The sequence below is a fragment of the Metabacillus niabensis genome (genome assembly GCF_020524345.1).
GTDB classification, from domain to species: Bacteria; Bacillota; Bacilli; order Bacillales; family Bacillaceae; genus Metabacillus; species Metabacillus niabensis_B.
This window is the reverse complement of sequence record NZ_JAIVLH010000021.1, coordinates 47,092-61,116: the sequence shown is the minus strand read 5'-3', so window position 1 is coordinate 61,116 and position 14,025 is coordinate 47,092. Positions and strand designations below refer to the sequence as shown.

Annotated in this window: 12 protein-coding genes; all 12 read right to left on the bottom strand. The window is 37.5% G+C overall.

The window, feature by feature from the left end; genetic code table 11:
- Positions 1 to 3: 3 nt before the first annotated feature.
- Positions 4 to 1,005: a hypothetical protein gene (locus tag LC095_RS20555; protein WP_226529946.1), complete on the bottom strand. Its 1,002-nt coding sequence runs from the start codon at positions 1,003 to 1,005 to the stop codon at positions 4 to 6.
- Positions 993 to 2,066 (bottom strand): BtrH N-terminal domain-containing protein, encoded by a 1,074-nt coding sequence (locus LC095_RS20550; protein ID WP_226529945.1) that lies wholly within the window; start codon positions 2,064 to 2,066, stop codon positions 993 to 995. Before LC095_RS20550 ends, LC095_RS20555 begins: the two co-directional genes overlap by 13 nt.
- Before the next feature lie 23 nt (positions 2,067 to 2,089).
- On the bottom strand, positions 2,090 to 3,148 hold the full coding sequence (locus LC095_RS20545) for a Gfo/Idh/MocA family protein (protein WP_226529944.1): 1,059 nt from the start codon (positions 3,146 to 3,148) through the stop codon (positions 2,090 to 2,092).
- Positions 3,149 to 3,201: 53 nt separating this feature from the next.
- Complete coding sequence (locus LC095_RS20540) at positions 3,202 to 3,921, bottom strand: ABC transporter ATP-binding protein (RefSeq protein WP_226529943.1); 720 nt, start codon at positions 3,919 to 3,921, stop codon at positions 3,202 to 3,204.
- Complete coding sequence (locus LC095_RS20535; RefSeq protein ID WP_226529942.1) at positions 3,914 to 5,059, bottom strand: ABC transporter permease; 1,146 nt, start codon at positions 5,057 to 5,059, stop codon at positions 3,914 to 3,916. The genes LC095_RS20540 and LC095_RS20535 overlap by 8 nt, the downstream gene beginning before the upstream one ends.
- Before the next feature lie 47 nt (positions 5,060 to 5,106).
- Positions 5,107 to 5,559 (bottom strand): acyl-CoA thioesterase, encoded by a 453-nt coding sequence (locus tag LC095_RS20530; RefSeq protein ID WP_226529941.1) that lies wholly within the window; start codon positions 5,557 to 5,559, stop codon positions 5,107 to 5,109.
- The gene (locus LC095_RS20525) at positions 5,556 to 6,770 is read right to left on the bottom strand and encodes a beta-ketoacyl-[acyl-carrier-protein] synthase family protein (protein ID WP_226529940.1); all 1,215 of its coding nucleotides are present in this window, start codon (positions 6,768 to 6,770) and stop codon (positions 5,556 to 5,558) included. Before LC095_RS20525 ends, LC095_RS20530 begins: the two co-directional genes overlap by 4 nt.
- A gap of 116 nt (positions 6,771 to 6,886) precedes the next feature.
- Positions 6,887 to 7,144 carry a phosphopantetheine-binding protein gene (locus tag LC095_RS20520; protein WP_216772556.1) on the bottom strand — a complete coding sequence of 86 codons (258 nt, stop codon included), beginning with the start codon at positions 7,142 to 7,144 and terminating at the stop codon, positions 6,887 to 6,889.
- A gap of 62 nt (positions 7,145 to 7,206) precedes the next feature.
- Entirely contained in the window at positions 7,207 to 7,947 is a 741-nt protein-coding gene (locus LC095_RS20515) for a 3-oxoacyl-ACP reductase family protein (RefSeq protein ID WP_226529939.1), read from the bottom strand.
- Positions 7,944 to 9,107 (bottom strand): beta-ketoacyl synthase N-terminal-like domain-containing protein, encoded by a 1,164-nt coding sequence (locus LC095_RS20510; RefSeq protein ID WP_226529938.1) that lies wholly within the window; start codon positions 9,105 to 9,107, stop codon positions 7,944 to 7,946. Before LC095_RS20510 ends, LC095_RS20515 begins: the two co-directional genes overlap by 4 nt.
- Before the next feature lie 188 nt (positions 9,108 to 9,295).
- Positions 9,296 to 10,582: a Gfo/Idh/MocA family oxidoreductase gene (locus LC095_RS20505; protein WP_226529990.1), complete on the bottom strand. Its 1,287-nt coding sequence runs from the start codon at positions 10,580 to 10,582 to the stop codon at positions 9,296 to 9,298.
- 97 nt (positions 10,583 to 10,679) lie between these two features.
- Positions 10,680 to 13,955 carry a glycosyl hydrolase gene (locus LC095_RS20500; RefSeq protein ID WP_226529937.1) on the bottom strand — a complete coding sequence of 1,092 codons (3,276 nt, stop codon included), beginning with the start codon at positions 13,953 to 13,955 and terminating at the stop codon, positions 10,680 to 10,682.
- Positions 13,956 to 14,025: the final 70 nt, after the last annotated feature.

Sequence of the window (14,025 nt, the reverse complement as noted above, 5' to 3'; positions counted from 1 at the left end):
TCATTATCCCACCCTTACTTTCTTATTCCTATTTGCAAGATCTAATAGGTTGTTCAAGGCTTTTTCTTCTAGACTAGATATCCCTTTTAATAGACCTTGATGTATGTTTGCATTTTCCATTTCATAGATGGCCATTGTCCAAGCTTCTGATAACTCTTCATAGATTATCGAAGTCTCAAAAAAACGAGTATCTTTAAATTCTTCTCCCATAGATCTCAAGTACTCTGCATACCATCCTCTTCCTAAGTCCCCACTAAGATAGGAGGCATACAAGAATGTATCCTCTAATGCACTAAGGTTTAATGGTTCATTTTCTAAAAAATCATATAAACCTACTAAACCGGAGGAAATTCCTTTCCAACCTGAATTGAAATGATGCACATTTCTAGTAAAGGACTGCCACATTGACCAACGATGATTTAATTCCTTTTTGGGAAAAATGAGATCAACCCATTGGTTTGTAAGGCCTTCAATTGCAGTCTTAAATGTAGTAAGAGGAATATTGTTTACCTCGTTTTGATTACTTTGAAATATAGACACTTTTTCATCTGTAATATCACTTACAAGACAATAACTAATTGGAAACGGAAGGTTATGTCTATATTGTTCATAAGGATCCGGTAAGCCATTTAATATGCGACAATTAATAGGTGTCAAAACAGGCTTTTGCCACTGTGTTAAATACTGTCTCATTTCTTCAACCGCTTGATTAGAATCTGCTGAGAACCTCCGATTAACCCATGTTCCTGTACTCATAGATAAATCTAAAAGCGGATCCAAGCTGTTCCATCCAATTAATAAATGCGACTGATTACTTTCTGTTCGATCCAAATAAAGACTCCCAACACCAGATGACAGACCATAAATAAGTCCTTCATTAATCAATAAATCTTTCATCCAACCATTCATCATTTGATGCTCTCGATACATCGTAGTAACCAACGCCAATTTAGGATGTGAGCCAACCTGATGAACTTTGGCTACTCGTTCTGTTATCGCAACCATTGACTTGACACCTCATCCAAAATTGAGAAAGCCCTCTTTTCATTTGTATAAATATCATTCACTACTTTTTCAAAGGCTGGATCTTTGAAGTGCGATTCGTCTCCGTCATCTATAAACACCATCATTAATTTTATTAAGGATTCCCAATCATTTGATAGGTTTCGATAAATGTTAGAAGCATCTACTAAGGCAGGAATACTCAAACAATCATCTGCCTCACGCAAAAAGCGTGCATACATTTTTCGATACATTCCACCACCTGAAATGTTATTTTGTAAAAATGCTGTCAAGATACTTGCTATAAGCCGATCTTTATCCAGTATGCTTGGCCATTCCAAAATCTCACTATACCAGTATTCGAGCCCCGGTATCCCGGTTGTATGGTACTGTTGATTTTGATCTTTTACGGTAAAAGCAGGATTTTTCATAGCATTGACATTTTTGATAATAGCCATTTTTAATGCAATCTCTAAATCTTGAAGCTTTTCAGGTACATCAATGTAAAACCATTCATTTTCGGATGGATATAAATCAGCTGAACTTCTCATTGTTGTGAATAAATCCAATGGAACAGTTATAGGGTCTTTAATCATATTTTCAATTAATTGAGCAGAATTTTCCTGTTCATCATAACCGATCATAATTGTCTTATGACCACCCATATGCCAACCAAAACGTTCTGTTACTGGATTATTATTTTGAATCATTTCTACATCAATATCACAAGCCACCGGTATATTCTGGTTAACCAAGTGCTTTACTTCTTCCCATGCTCGCTCAGCATCATGTGTACGTTTAACTGTGATTTTCACACCCAAAACGCTGCATAACTCTACATAAGGTGCTGAGGTTCTTCCAGTAATGATTGTGATTGGTGCACGAAATTGCTTATCCAGTACTTCTGTCCCGCCATGGTGATAAACGAAATTCAGACCACTGCCTAGACCAAAACACATTGGTTCTGTAAATCTGTGACCATTAAACTCCAGAAGATCTCTTATTGGTGCAGATCCACAGTTTAAACCTAACCGATGTGAATCAAATTTTATATGATGCCTCATATTTCCCATCCTTTCTTATCCTATTAGTGGACTGCTTGTTTCATCCTCGTAGTCACCTGCACAATTGATTGCGTCTTCTCCGCTTCTATAGCTGATAAAACAACACAAAGTGCATTGTATCCATCTTCACCGGTAATCGACATTTTCTGATGATCTAGCAAACTATTAATAAATGAAAAGACAACCCCGCTTTTCTCAGGTTCCTTCCTTTCATATGTCATTAGGTCTCCAAGCTTATAATAAACTGCATTCTTGTTATTATACTGAATCATCAGAGGGTATTCTCCGCCTTCCTCCATCCGGATAACACCATTTTCACAATATAAAACAGTTGCGTTTTCCTGCATTGAATAAGTCCAACTGGCTGTAACCGTTCCTATTGCTCCACTGTTTGTACGAACCAGCAGTATGGATGAATCTTCATGGTTAGTTGGCTTTTGAAATGTTCCAGTCATTGCTGTTACATGTGTAATTAACTCACCTAGTAAATAATGGAGTAAATCAATCTTATGTATAGCGAGGTCCCCCATCACACCAAAAGGAATAGTATCATTAGTAAAGTAAAAACTATCTTTCCCTTCGATACTCCAATTTTCCGGTCCTGAATGGCCAAAGGTCGTTTTGAATGAGGTGACCTTGCCCAGTTTTCCTGAATCAAGTATCTCTTTTGCCTGCTGATGAGAAGGTGCAAATCGTTGATTATGTCCAATCATCAGTTTGATATTATTGCTCTTTGCAGCCTCAACCATTTGTTCTGCTTCTTCAAGAGTTGTTGCAATTGGTTTTTCACAGAGAATATCTTTTCCGGCATTAGCTGCTTCAACCGCTACCTTTGCATGCAAATGGTGCGGCAGGCATATAATCACCGCATCTATATTGCTGTCTTCTAATAATTCTTGATAATCTAAATAATATTTCGACTTATATAATCGTGCCAGCTTTGCAGCCCGGTCTTCATTTGCATCACAAACTGCCTCAATGTTTGCATGTGGATGTGCATCCAATTCTGGTAAATGTCTAAACTTTGCAATTGAACCGCACCCAATAACACCAACATTTATCGTATCTTTTATAGCTTTCATTACCGGACCTCTTTTCTGGTATATAGATAACTAGATTTGTATATAAGCACTATTTAATAAACTTTCATTAATTCTATCTGATCTTTGGTTCTTGTTTCTCTAATTTCACCATCTCTTAATACAAGCTGGGTTTCTGCTCTTGCTGCTATATCCAGGTCATGAGTAACCATAATGATTGTTTTACCCAGTTTGTGTAACTCTTCAATAATAGAAATGATACCCTCACCCGTTTTACTATCTAAACTTCCTGTTGGTTCATCAGCCAAAATGATCTCAGGTTTCTTCGCTATTGCTCTTGCAATCGATACACGTTGACGCTGACCACCCGACAGATCATTAGGATAATTACGAAGTTTATCACCTAAACCAACTTGTTCTAAGGCATCAATTGCTGCCAATTTATGTTCACTTTTTGGTAGATCACTAAACGAAAGTTGTAACATGACATTATCAAGCACATTAAGAACCGGAATTAAATGAAAGCTTTGAAAGATAAATCCAATATACTTCGCTCTCAATTTTGTAAGCTGAAGATCTGATTGTTCATGAACCTTCAAACCATTTATATACAATTCACCAGTGGTTGGACTGTCAACTAACCCGAGTAGATTAAGCAACGTACTTTTCCCGGATCCCGATGGTCCAATAATAGTTGTAAAACTTCCTTTTGGGATGTCAAAAGAAACATTTTTTAAGGGAATAACATCAACATTTCCCATTTTGAATCTTCGGGTTAAATTTTTCGCATGAATGATTGCTTCATTTTTACTCATAACGGAGTGCCTCCTGTGGATGAATCTTAACAGCCCTAAAACTTGGATATAAACTTGAAAGAACTCCAATTAAAATGGACATTCCAACAGCCAAAAAGGCAATCTGATTGGTGAAGAAGTATGGTGCCTGAAATACAAAGAGTAGGACTAAGAAACCCAATCCGACCCCAATAGTCCCTCCAATAGAACTCATAATTAAAGATTCTAGAAGAACCGAGCTCATAATTTCACGCTTTGAGGCACCGATCGCACGGAGAACTCCAATTTCCTTTGTTCGTTCCATAATCGCCAGAACCATCACGATCAATATTACAATTACTGCTACTCCTACAACGGTAATTAGAATAGTTGACATGAACATTTTTGTTCCCTGTAAAGAACTGTTTATATTTTCAGCTATTCCCTCTTGTGTCATTACTTCTAATTTGTTATTATCTGATGTAATTTCTTTAGATATTAGTTCAATATCATCCAATTTTTTTACTGTTAATAGAACAGTCGAGTAAGTATCAGCAAGAGAAAAGGTTTCTTTTGCATCTTCAACAGATAGCAGAACCAACGGATTGACAACGCGATTTGCCGATTCCAGCAATCCGCTTACTGTGTATGTCTCACCAGACAGTTGAATAGAGTCACCAAGCTTATCCACCTTAAAAAAGGCTGCTGCATCTGATCCAAGCACTACCTGCTTTTCTCCTTGTTTCAATTCCAAGGAACCACTTTCTACCTTTACATCCTCACCTGTATATGCCTGTTCTTTCCCAGGGGTTACCCCTACAGCTAATGCCTGTGGCGGCATATTTGGTCCTGCTGGGCCGGCAATCATGTTAAAAATGACAGGTGTACTTAAATCCTGTTGAATGTCTTCTCCAAAATTCTCCAATACCTGGTCACCGTCATCTTGTAAAATAGAGCTATTCATAGGAGGAAATGTTTCCCCTGTACTGCTGGAGACACTCTTTGCCTTTACGTACATTTGCCCCGCGTATTTTGACATTTCTCCTTCTAAATCAGAAATCGTATAATCGATTATTGAACTAATAATCGTAAACATTTGAATACAAACCGCAATCCCTAGTATCGTTAGTAATGTTCTTACTTTTCGTCTACGAACATTTTGGATGACATACTTAAACATGCTTCCACTCCTATTTTTTTACATCCTAACAAATTTATGGTGATTTTCTATTGCCCTACTATATAAGTAGGAAAATCTGTTTTGATCTTCTTCACTCCTTCAACCCATAGCTCCGGTTGATTAAGAAGTAACTTCCCGTATTTATTCACAAATGCTTGCTCCGTGGTTGCTTCAGCAAACTTAATCTGTGTGTCCTCCTCATATACTTCGTAAATGAATTTAACCAGTGCACTTTCTGATTCTACGAGTTTAACGTAGATACGAATGGGTTGGTCTAATTTAATAGACCGCAAGTATTTACACTCTACTTTCGTTACTGGCAAAAGAATTCCATTCCGTTCAAAATCCTTCATACCAAAATTTAATGTTTTCCTGGCCAAAGCAAATCGAGCTTTTTCCAACCATAATATGTATTGACTGTGATGGACGATATTCATAGAGTCCACTTCATGAAACTGAATATCATGTGTGACGTAAAAACCGTCTAGTAAATTATTCATTTTTTATCCCTCGGAGACTTTCCAAGCACAAGGGTCGCGGTATTGCCTCCAAAAGCAAAAGAATTAGAAAGGGCATAGTTCACTTCTTGTTTTTGGCTTTTATTTTGAACAAAATTATACTGATGATTAATCGGGTCTGTTGAATGGATCGTTGGAGGCGTAAAATTATTTGAAATTGCTAATGCACACACAATTGCTTCAATAGCTCCAGCGGTCCCAAGAGTATGCCCAAACTGTGATTTCGAAGAACTAATAGGAATATTTATTAACGATTCACCAAAGACTTTTTCAATCGTTGCTAATTCCATTTGGTCATTGTATGGAGTCCCGGTACCATGTGCATTAACATAGCTGATATGCTGTGGTAAAAGACCAGCTTCTTCTAATGCCATCGTCATGGAGCGATAGGCACCTCCTCCATTTGGATCAGGTGATGTCATATGGTACGCATCATTGCTTATCCCATAACCGAGAAGTTCAGCATAAATATGAGCACCTCTTTCTATGGCACTTTCCATTTCCTCAAGAATTAAGAAGGCTGAAGCTTCTCCAAGCGTTAGTCCATCTCTATCCTTATTAAAGGGACGTGTATAACTTTTGGATAATGACCTTAATACTGTAAACCCGCTGAATGAAACTGCAGAAAAAGGATCTACACCACCTGCAATCATAGCTTTCACTTTACCTTCACTAATAAGGTCTTTTGCTATACCAAGTGCATTACCACCAGCAGCACAGGCTGTAACAACCGTATAATTAGGTCCATTCACACCAAAGTACTCACTAATATTCCCTGCAATACAAGATGTAGGTACTTTTAATAAAAGACTCGGATCTGCTGCTCTACCAGCCTTTATATCTCTATAATAATTTTCTCTCGAAGTTACCCCCCCCAGAGAAGTGGCAACAGAAACACCTATATCAAAAGGTTCATAGTGACTTAAGATTCCTGAATCATCTAAAGCTTCCTTAACAGCACATACTGCCTTTTGAACAGTTGTATCCTCATTCTGAAGATCAAATACACCGTAATTTTCAGTATGAAAGTCCTTGATTTCAGCACCCATTTGAACAGGATATTCCTCAATATCAAATGAACGAACACGGTCGGTTCCACATACACCTTCAACTAGTCCGTTAATAAATTGTTCCTTTCCATTACCAATGGAAGATAAAATTCCAATACCTGTTATGACAGTTCTTTTTCTCATATTAATCCCCCTCTCGTTTCATTCATTTCAAAATGTCTCCTAAACTGGTAAAAAAGACAGACCACCTTCCCCCTTGCTAATTTAGTAAGAGGAAGGTGACCAGAGTTTATTGCTTTTTATATTCTTTCAAGTGTTTTTTCTCTTATAAACTCGCAAATTGATTCTACTGTCGATAAAACATGGTATTCATCATCATTAATTTCGACATCAAAGTTTTTACCAATAGCTATTACAAGTTCTAAGGAATCCAGGGAGTCTAAACCTAAGCCTTCTCCGAATAAGGGGGCATCATCTAAAATTTCCTCAGGACTCATTTGTAAATCCAAACGATCAATAATACATTCCTTTACTTTTGTTTCTAATGTTTTTTCCATTTTTTTCTCCTCCAAATATGTTTTTTATATTATTAAGAAAACTTTATAGCTTTCTTTATAAGTTAAGCAGACAGCCCACCATCAACTGCAATGACTTGTCCAGTAATATAGCTGGCTTGTTCCGAAGCTAAGAATGAAACGAGATTTGCAACATCCTCACCATGTCCAAACCTTTTCAGAGGAATACTATTTTTGTATTCCTTTAAAGCAGTTTCCGGAAAGTCCCCTGTCATATCAGTTTCAATGAAGCCGGGTGCAATGGAATTTATTAAGATTCCATAGTTTGATAATTCTTTTGCTAGTACTCTAGTCATTCCATTCATCCCTGATTTGCTGGCTGCATATGAGGATTGTCCAGGAATACCACTTAAACTTGCCACAGAGCTCATGTTTATAATTCGCCCAGATCTTTGCTCGATCATAGAGCGTAGAACAGACTTGATACAGTAAAAGGGACCTGTTAAATTAGTCGCGATCGTTTCTTCCCACTCATCAAGTTTTGTCATCATGAGATATTTAGGACGAAGAACACCCGCATTATTAACTAAAAGATCAATTCTCCCGAACTGATTAACAACCTCTTTAACCATTCGATCCATTACATTCCTATCTGTAACAGAACCTTGGAATAGTAACCCTTCTCCACCAATTTCTTTAATAGATTCCAGTACTTTTTCAGCATCTTCACGGCTTTTGTTATAATTTATTACAACCATAAAATTGTCTTTTGCAAGGCGCAAAGCTATAGCTTTACCAATCCCTCGTGAAGCTCCAGTGACAATCGCTACTTTCTTTTCACTCATTCAACTTCTCCCTTTCTAATTCTTAAAGCGATTTGATTTCCGCCAATTTCATGGTTAACAATGATCGCTTCGTCATTTTTATTTTCTAAGCTTTGAAGGGCAGTAATAGTACTTAGTACACTTGATGCTCCAAAGGTTTCACCTAAAATATTTTTTGGGGACACTACCTTTATTTGAGTTCTTAACCTTTCACTGTATATCTCACGAAATGATGTATCTTCAGCTGCACTTAATGCTTTAGATCCATTTCTTCCAGAAATAAGAACTTTTAAATCAGCAATCGAATCAGGTACTCTTCTAGATTCCAAACGGCTTAATACTTGGATTAATGTCCTGCCATTTGCATCTGCACTTTCAAACCAATTTTTCATGTTTGTATCACATAACATTTCATAATCCAATATTTCACCATATATTGTTGCATGTCTGTGTCTAGCACTTTTTTCAGATTCAAGCAGCAGTACCCCGACACCTTCACCATGAACCACTGGACTTCCAAGCTCTTGAAATGCTTCCATCATGTTTTCGTTTAGCTCTTCTGCACCTGCAACAAGAATTCTTTCAGCTGCTCCTTTTCGAATTAAACTATATGCATATGGGATGGAAGATACACCTGTTATAGTGGAAGAGACTCCCTTTAATTTAAATTGTTTAGCTACCTGTCCCTGTGCAGAATTCAAAACAGTATTTGGAAATAACCTCGGACTTGCATTTATTGGACCTTCATGGACTAATTCCTTAGTATATTTATTTGTCGACTGCCATGGTCCAAAGGTCGTACTCATCAAATATCCTGTATTTTCAGACCCATCTTCTAACAAGGCTTCCTGTAATGCTAATTTCACTGCTGCAACGTTTAATTTTGAGAAGCGATCCATGCTTCTTGTTTGAATTCCCTCTAATAGAGCATCTATCATACTATCGCTGCATTTATATCCTCTAATAGGGATTTGGCGCTCCTCTGAAATCCAGCTCTGAGGACTTATTTCATCACCTCGAGGGTTATCATTATTAATTATTCTTTGCAGCTCTTGACGATTACTACCATAGCTCGTTAATACTGTCATCCCGGTTATAAATACCTTTTGATCCATGATTCTCCTCACCCCTTCCCTTACAAATAATTCAATTTCTCGACCAATTGGGCTATTTTTCCACATTTTTAATACAATTTAATCATAAATAAACCTCCTACGATTTACACCGAAAATCATATTGTGTCTATTCACAAATTATTTGCGCCTTCCGAAACGAAATACTGAAATTCTCCGAAAAACCTAAAAAAAAAGAGCCATTTTTGCTGGCTCCCCTTTCAATCTACTTCTATTCTGTGATTACTTACCCTACATCAGCTTAGCTTTATTAACTCATCAACTTTCACCGGTTGACCAGTGCTTAGAGAGATGTTTCCGGCAATTCCAGTTAAAATCGACATCGCACCATCAACGTGTGTAGCCGCACGATTAAATTCATCTTTTACAGGAGTTCCGAAGATATCTTGTAAAAGAATAGGGTCTCCACCTCCGTGTCCGCCTTTTCCTTCATTTACTTCTACTTCATAAGGCTGACCGAACATAGGCATGACCATAATCGATTTTTCTTGAACCTTTCCTTCCTCATCCTTGCTTCCGCCTGAATTAATATATGATTGCTCACGAATTCGGACTTCAATTCTACCTTTTGTACCATTGAAGGATACCATATATCCTTCCCATGGAAGATAAGCATTTAAGGAATAATTGAGAATCGCCTTATTCTTATACGTTACCATCACGCCTAGTGTATCCTCGATGTTTATTCCATCACCGAATACACTTTGATCTCGTTGATAGCCATCTTCAATTTCTGCATCCAAGTACATAGCCTTTAAATGCGGATTTCCTTCCAAGTCAATTGCGAATGGGTCTTCCTTAGCAAACTTGCTTCCATGTGCACGTTGGTAAAAGTGGGTTATCCCTCTTGATTCAGCATTTTCCCTCCCATAAAATCGTAATCCGCCCGCTGCATAAACTGTTTCAGGTGTTGTCCCCAACCAAAAATTAACCAAATCAAAATGGTGAGTGGATTTATGTACAAGAAGCCCCCCGCTATTCCGCTTATCACGGTGCCATCTGCGGAAGTAGTCTGCACCATGCTGTGTATCCAATGCCCATTCAAAATTCACTGAGTTTACTTGACCAATCACATCATTCATAATAAGCTCTCTAAGCTTTGTGTTATGAGGAGCATAGCGGTAATTAAAGGCGACGCGAACTTCCTTTTCAGTTTTATTCACCGTATCAATAATGGCCTGACATTTCTCCGCATCAACCGTCATTGGCTTTTCGGTAACTACATCACATCCTAGCTCCAATGCTTTTATAATGTACGTATGGTGGGTACGGTCAACGGAAGTAACAACCACAGTATCCGGCTTTTCCTTGTCAATCATCTGTTCGAACTCTGTGTGTAAGTATGTGTTAATTTGAGGATGATCATATCTTTCTTCTAATAAACGATTTGCATAATCCATTCTCGTTTGATTCAAGTCACAAAGGGCTACCAGCTGACATGTTTCTTTAAAGTCTCGCACAATGGCTCCGTAAAAAAACTCTGCTCTTCCACCTGTACCTACTAACACGTATTTTTTCACAATAAAAACTCCTTATCTATTCATTTTATATGTCATTTCACTTTATTACCTCTGCTAGATTTTCATGCTCTTGTTTTTCAATTTTTACATTGTCATGAGTTCATAACAATTCGTTCACATTTCTTAACGTGTGTGTGTCATAATCAAATGTTTTACCTTCTAATAGGCCAATTAGTGTGTTCGTAACTTTAATTTCAATTTTATTTTCTCCGAGCTGAAGAATCGATGTTGGTCCTTCCCATTGATAAGGTGTCCAAGCTCGGACTCCAAGTGAATAGCCATTTACCATAACTTCTAGACAGTCATGAAAGTTCTTATCTAACTCACTCAAATGAAGAGTGAAGTATTCAGTTAGCGGAATATTTTCTATTGTTTCTTTCCGCTTCAATAACGTCTTTCCGGCGTAATAAGGATGCTGCAGAAGTGGTCCATGCTGAATCGGCGTCGTCGTGTTTAGATCAATTTTCGTCATGACTGGACGACCCTTTGAATCGAAAGTGACGCCAAAATGACCAAGTAAGTACAACGGATCAACTACTCCATCAGCATCATGATGAAGTGTGACGTTAACTCGAAGTGTATTTTGACCCTTTTGCAGAAGGGCAGTAATATCACATGTTTGATTACGATGATCATAGACGAACTGATTCTTACACTCAGATACAGCCGTATCGTTTATCAATATTTGATACTCACCCGAAATTGCTTCTTTATCCATTAATAAAAAGCAATGACCTGACAGATCCTCGATGTCGAAGACCTTTTCATAAGTACATGAAAGTGGATATTTGATGTTCATTTTCATAGGTGTTCCAAATACTTGATGAAAAGCTAATGGAAGATTTTGCTGCTCTGAGAGATCTGCACATTGATCAATAAAGGTTTTTACGTGAACCTCTGAACCGGAATTAGTATATTGTGCTTCTTGATCACCTTTCACCTTTAGATCAAACGTATCAAATCGTATAATATTATCTTGCAAGGGCTTCATCTGCCATGCTTCATTTGCTTTTATATTCCAGATGAATTGATCATTTTCTCTCTTTGTTTCTGCCTCATTCCCGTTTTTAATTCTAGTAATTTGAATTAAATGAGATTGGTATGGACTGAAATGTAATGAAACTTTTATGCTCTCTTCTTCTGTTTCTGCTTGAAGCATATCAATTTGACCAGTTTCCAAATTTAATGTTTGAAACATATGATCATATCCATCATCTAATGGTTGATAATAAAGGGATGCTTTATGCTCTCCACCTTCTTGGTTACTCATAAATACAAGAATGGAATCATCTTGCAGAATTCTCTTTTCAACAAGAAAGCTCTTACTCTTATCTACCGGTTCAAATTGAATCTTCTCATGTAGAAACTCATCTAATAAGGTAACCAGGGTTTGCACTTGTATTTCTTTCTTCGGTATAAAATAAGCATTGCCAGTGCCTTTTACCCATCTTTCAGATTCAATAGATTGTGTTTCATCCGTAAAATAAAATGTCTCTATACTTTTTTCCAAGCCAAAAGTGTTCAGAATCTCAGCATATTGAAAATCATCTTGAATTCTTTCGAATGGAAGCAATCCATTGGCTATGACAATTCCATCATGATCAAGAAAATCCTTAATTTTTTCCCATGCTTTTATTTCAATATTAGAAAGTGGCGGTAGAATAAGAACTGAGTATTCAGCATTTCCAAGCTTTATTTTCCCACTGTCCACAACCGCTTCAGCTAGTAATTCCGGATCTAAGTGATCATAGTCTTTATAATGCAATGTTAGTTGCTGACATAGTGAGGCCCAATCCCTTTTCAGCTTATTTAATCGATTTTCTTCTTCCTTTTCATCTCCACTATATTGAAAACTGTGGAACGGGTTTCCCATATGTGTCCATAAACTTGTTGTCGGATCAAGAACAGCAATGTTCCGCATTGGTTTACCACAGCTCATTACATATCCAAGTCGTCCTGCATAATCTCCTAACAAACGAAAGTGCTCCCAGTATGGGTTTTGAAGAAATTGTGATGGTGGTGCATCGTGCTTTTTCAATCCGTCTAATGTATAGAAAAAAGCATGGAAATTATAGAAATTAATTCCGAATGCTGCTAATCGATCTAACATCCACTTAGCATCCTGCAGTGTCATTGACCAACCGATACTATGGAAACATTCAATTAAGATTCGCTCTCTTCCAAGCTGATTAGCAAGGGAACTGACCAATTTCGGATTTGCTCTAAAGCTTGTTCCGTATTCATCAAGAATCCACTGCAAAGACCTGCCAAGCTTTTCGTGAGCACTATCACCACCTGGTACATGGCTATATGCTTGAGAAGTCATTCGAACAGACGGTACTTCTGCAACATATCGAATTCCATGTTCTTCACACCAATCATGAATTTGCTTGTGATACGTTTTTCTTAATAAAAGGTGGATTGATTGGAAATAATCATAGCGAACTTTAGCTGTTTCATCTGTTTGATCATCGATCAGAGCATGCAAATAATCTTTTAGATCATAGCCCTTTGTTTGTTTGAAAAAGGTGAGGAGCTGAGTACTCCAGGGGATTTTCCCCAATAAACCTGTTTCATCTGTAAACATGCCTTTTACCGTCTGACCTAATTCCTCACCTAGTTTCTTCGCATAGCGATTATGGGTCAAATTAATAAAAGTTTTTATCGCATCTTCATGACACGGATCAACAAAAGTTCCATAATACTTAAAATCATCAATTTCCACTTCTAAGAAACAATGTATCTCCCAATTACCTTTAGGAGCCTGCCAGTTTAATTTTTTCCTAGTTTGATAAGTAAAATAGCGTTTTTGATTGTATGCAGTTAAGCCGGTCCTTTGAAACACCGGTTCCGCCTGATAATTCCCTATATATTCTTCAATATTATAGGCTTGATCCCAGTGTCGCTTTCCTGTTGTCGGATCTATTGGAACAGCTCTAGCAGATAAAATTCGTCCCCATGGTAAATCAATGCTGCAGGACTCTTCTCCCTCTACCTTTATATCTTTATGGACAAGTTGATATTGTTTGGCTTCCGGATGCTCTAATGTAACCTCTCCACCAGCTATTCCACTTGGATATGGATATTCATCATATAACCACACCTCAAGTTGAAATTTTTTCGCTGTTTCAACTGCAAACTTCACTTTTTCAAACCACTCTTCAGACAGGTAAGGAATCGTTAAACCTTGTCGTGGACATATAAAAAAACCGCCTACTCCTTTATCTGCCATTTCCTTAATCTGATGTTCAATTTCACTTTCTTTCATCTCACCGTTCCAAAACCAAAAAGGCTGAACACGATAGGAAGACTTCGGGTTGAGAAAGTCTTGTTTCGTAAACACCGGATTACCTAACTTCATTTGCACATTAGACATTGATTATCCTCCTTCGCTTTTGCTCTTTACTATACAATTTGGTAGCGTTTCCAACAATCGTACATTTTTT

Excerpts from the sequence above, each read along its gene's own strand:
- LC095_RS20555 (WP_226529946.1), bottom strand. The coding sequence starts at position 1,005 with ATGGTTGCGATAACAGAACGAGTAGCCAAAGTTCATCAGGTTGGCTCA.
- LC095_RS20550 (WP_226529945.1), bottom strand. The coding sequence starts at position 2,066 with ATGAGGCATCATATAAAATTTGATTCACATCGGTTAGGTTTAAACTGT.
- LC095_RS20545 (WP_226529944.1), bottom strand. The coding sequence starts at position 3,148 with ATGAAAGCTATAAAAGATACGATAAATGTTGGTGTTATTGGGTGCGGT.
- LC095_RS20540 (WP_226529943.1), bottom strand. The coding sequence starts at position 3,921 with ATGAGTAAAAATGAAGCAATCATTCATGCGAAAAATTTAACCCGAAGA.
- LC095_RS20535 (WP_226529942.1), bottom strand. The coding sequence starts at position 5,059 with ATGTTTAAGTATGTCATCCAAAATGTTCGTAGACGAAAAGTAAGAACA.
- LC095_RS20530 (WP_226529941.1), bottom strand. The coding sequence starts at position 5,559 with ATGAATAATTTACTAGACGGTTTTTACGTCACACATGATATTCAGTTT.
- LC095_RS20525 (WP_226529940.1), bottom strand. The coding sequence starts at position 6,770 with ATGAGAAAAAGAACTGTCATAACAGGTATTGGAATTTTATCTTCCATT.
- LC095_RS20520 (WP_216772556.1), bottom strand. The coding sequence starts at position 7,144 with ATGGAAAAAACATTAGAAACAAAAGTAAAGGAATGTATTATTGATCGT.
- LC095_RS20515 (WP_226529939.1), bottom strand. The coding sequence starts at position 7,947 with ATGAGTGAAAAGAAAGTAGCGATTGTCACTGGAGCTTCACGAGGGATT.
- LC095_RS20510 (WP_226529938.1), bottom strand. The coding sequence starts at position 9,107 with ATGTGGAAAAATAGCCCAATTGGTCGAGAAATTGAATTATTTGTAAGG.
- LC095_RS20500 (WP_226529937.1), bottom strand. The coding sequence starts at position 13,955 with ATGTCTAATGTGCAAATGAAGTTAGGTAATCCGGTGTTTACGAAACAA.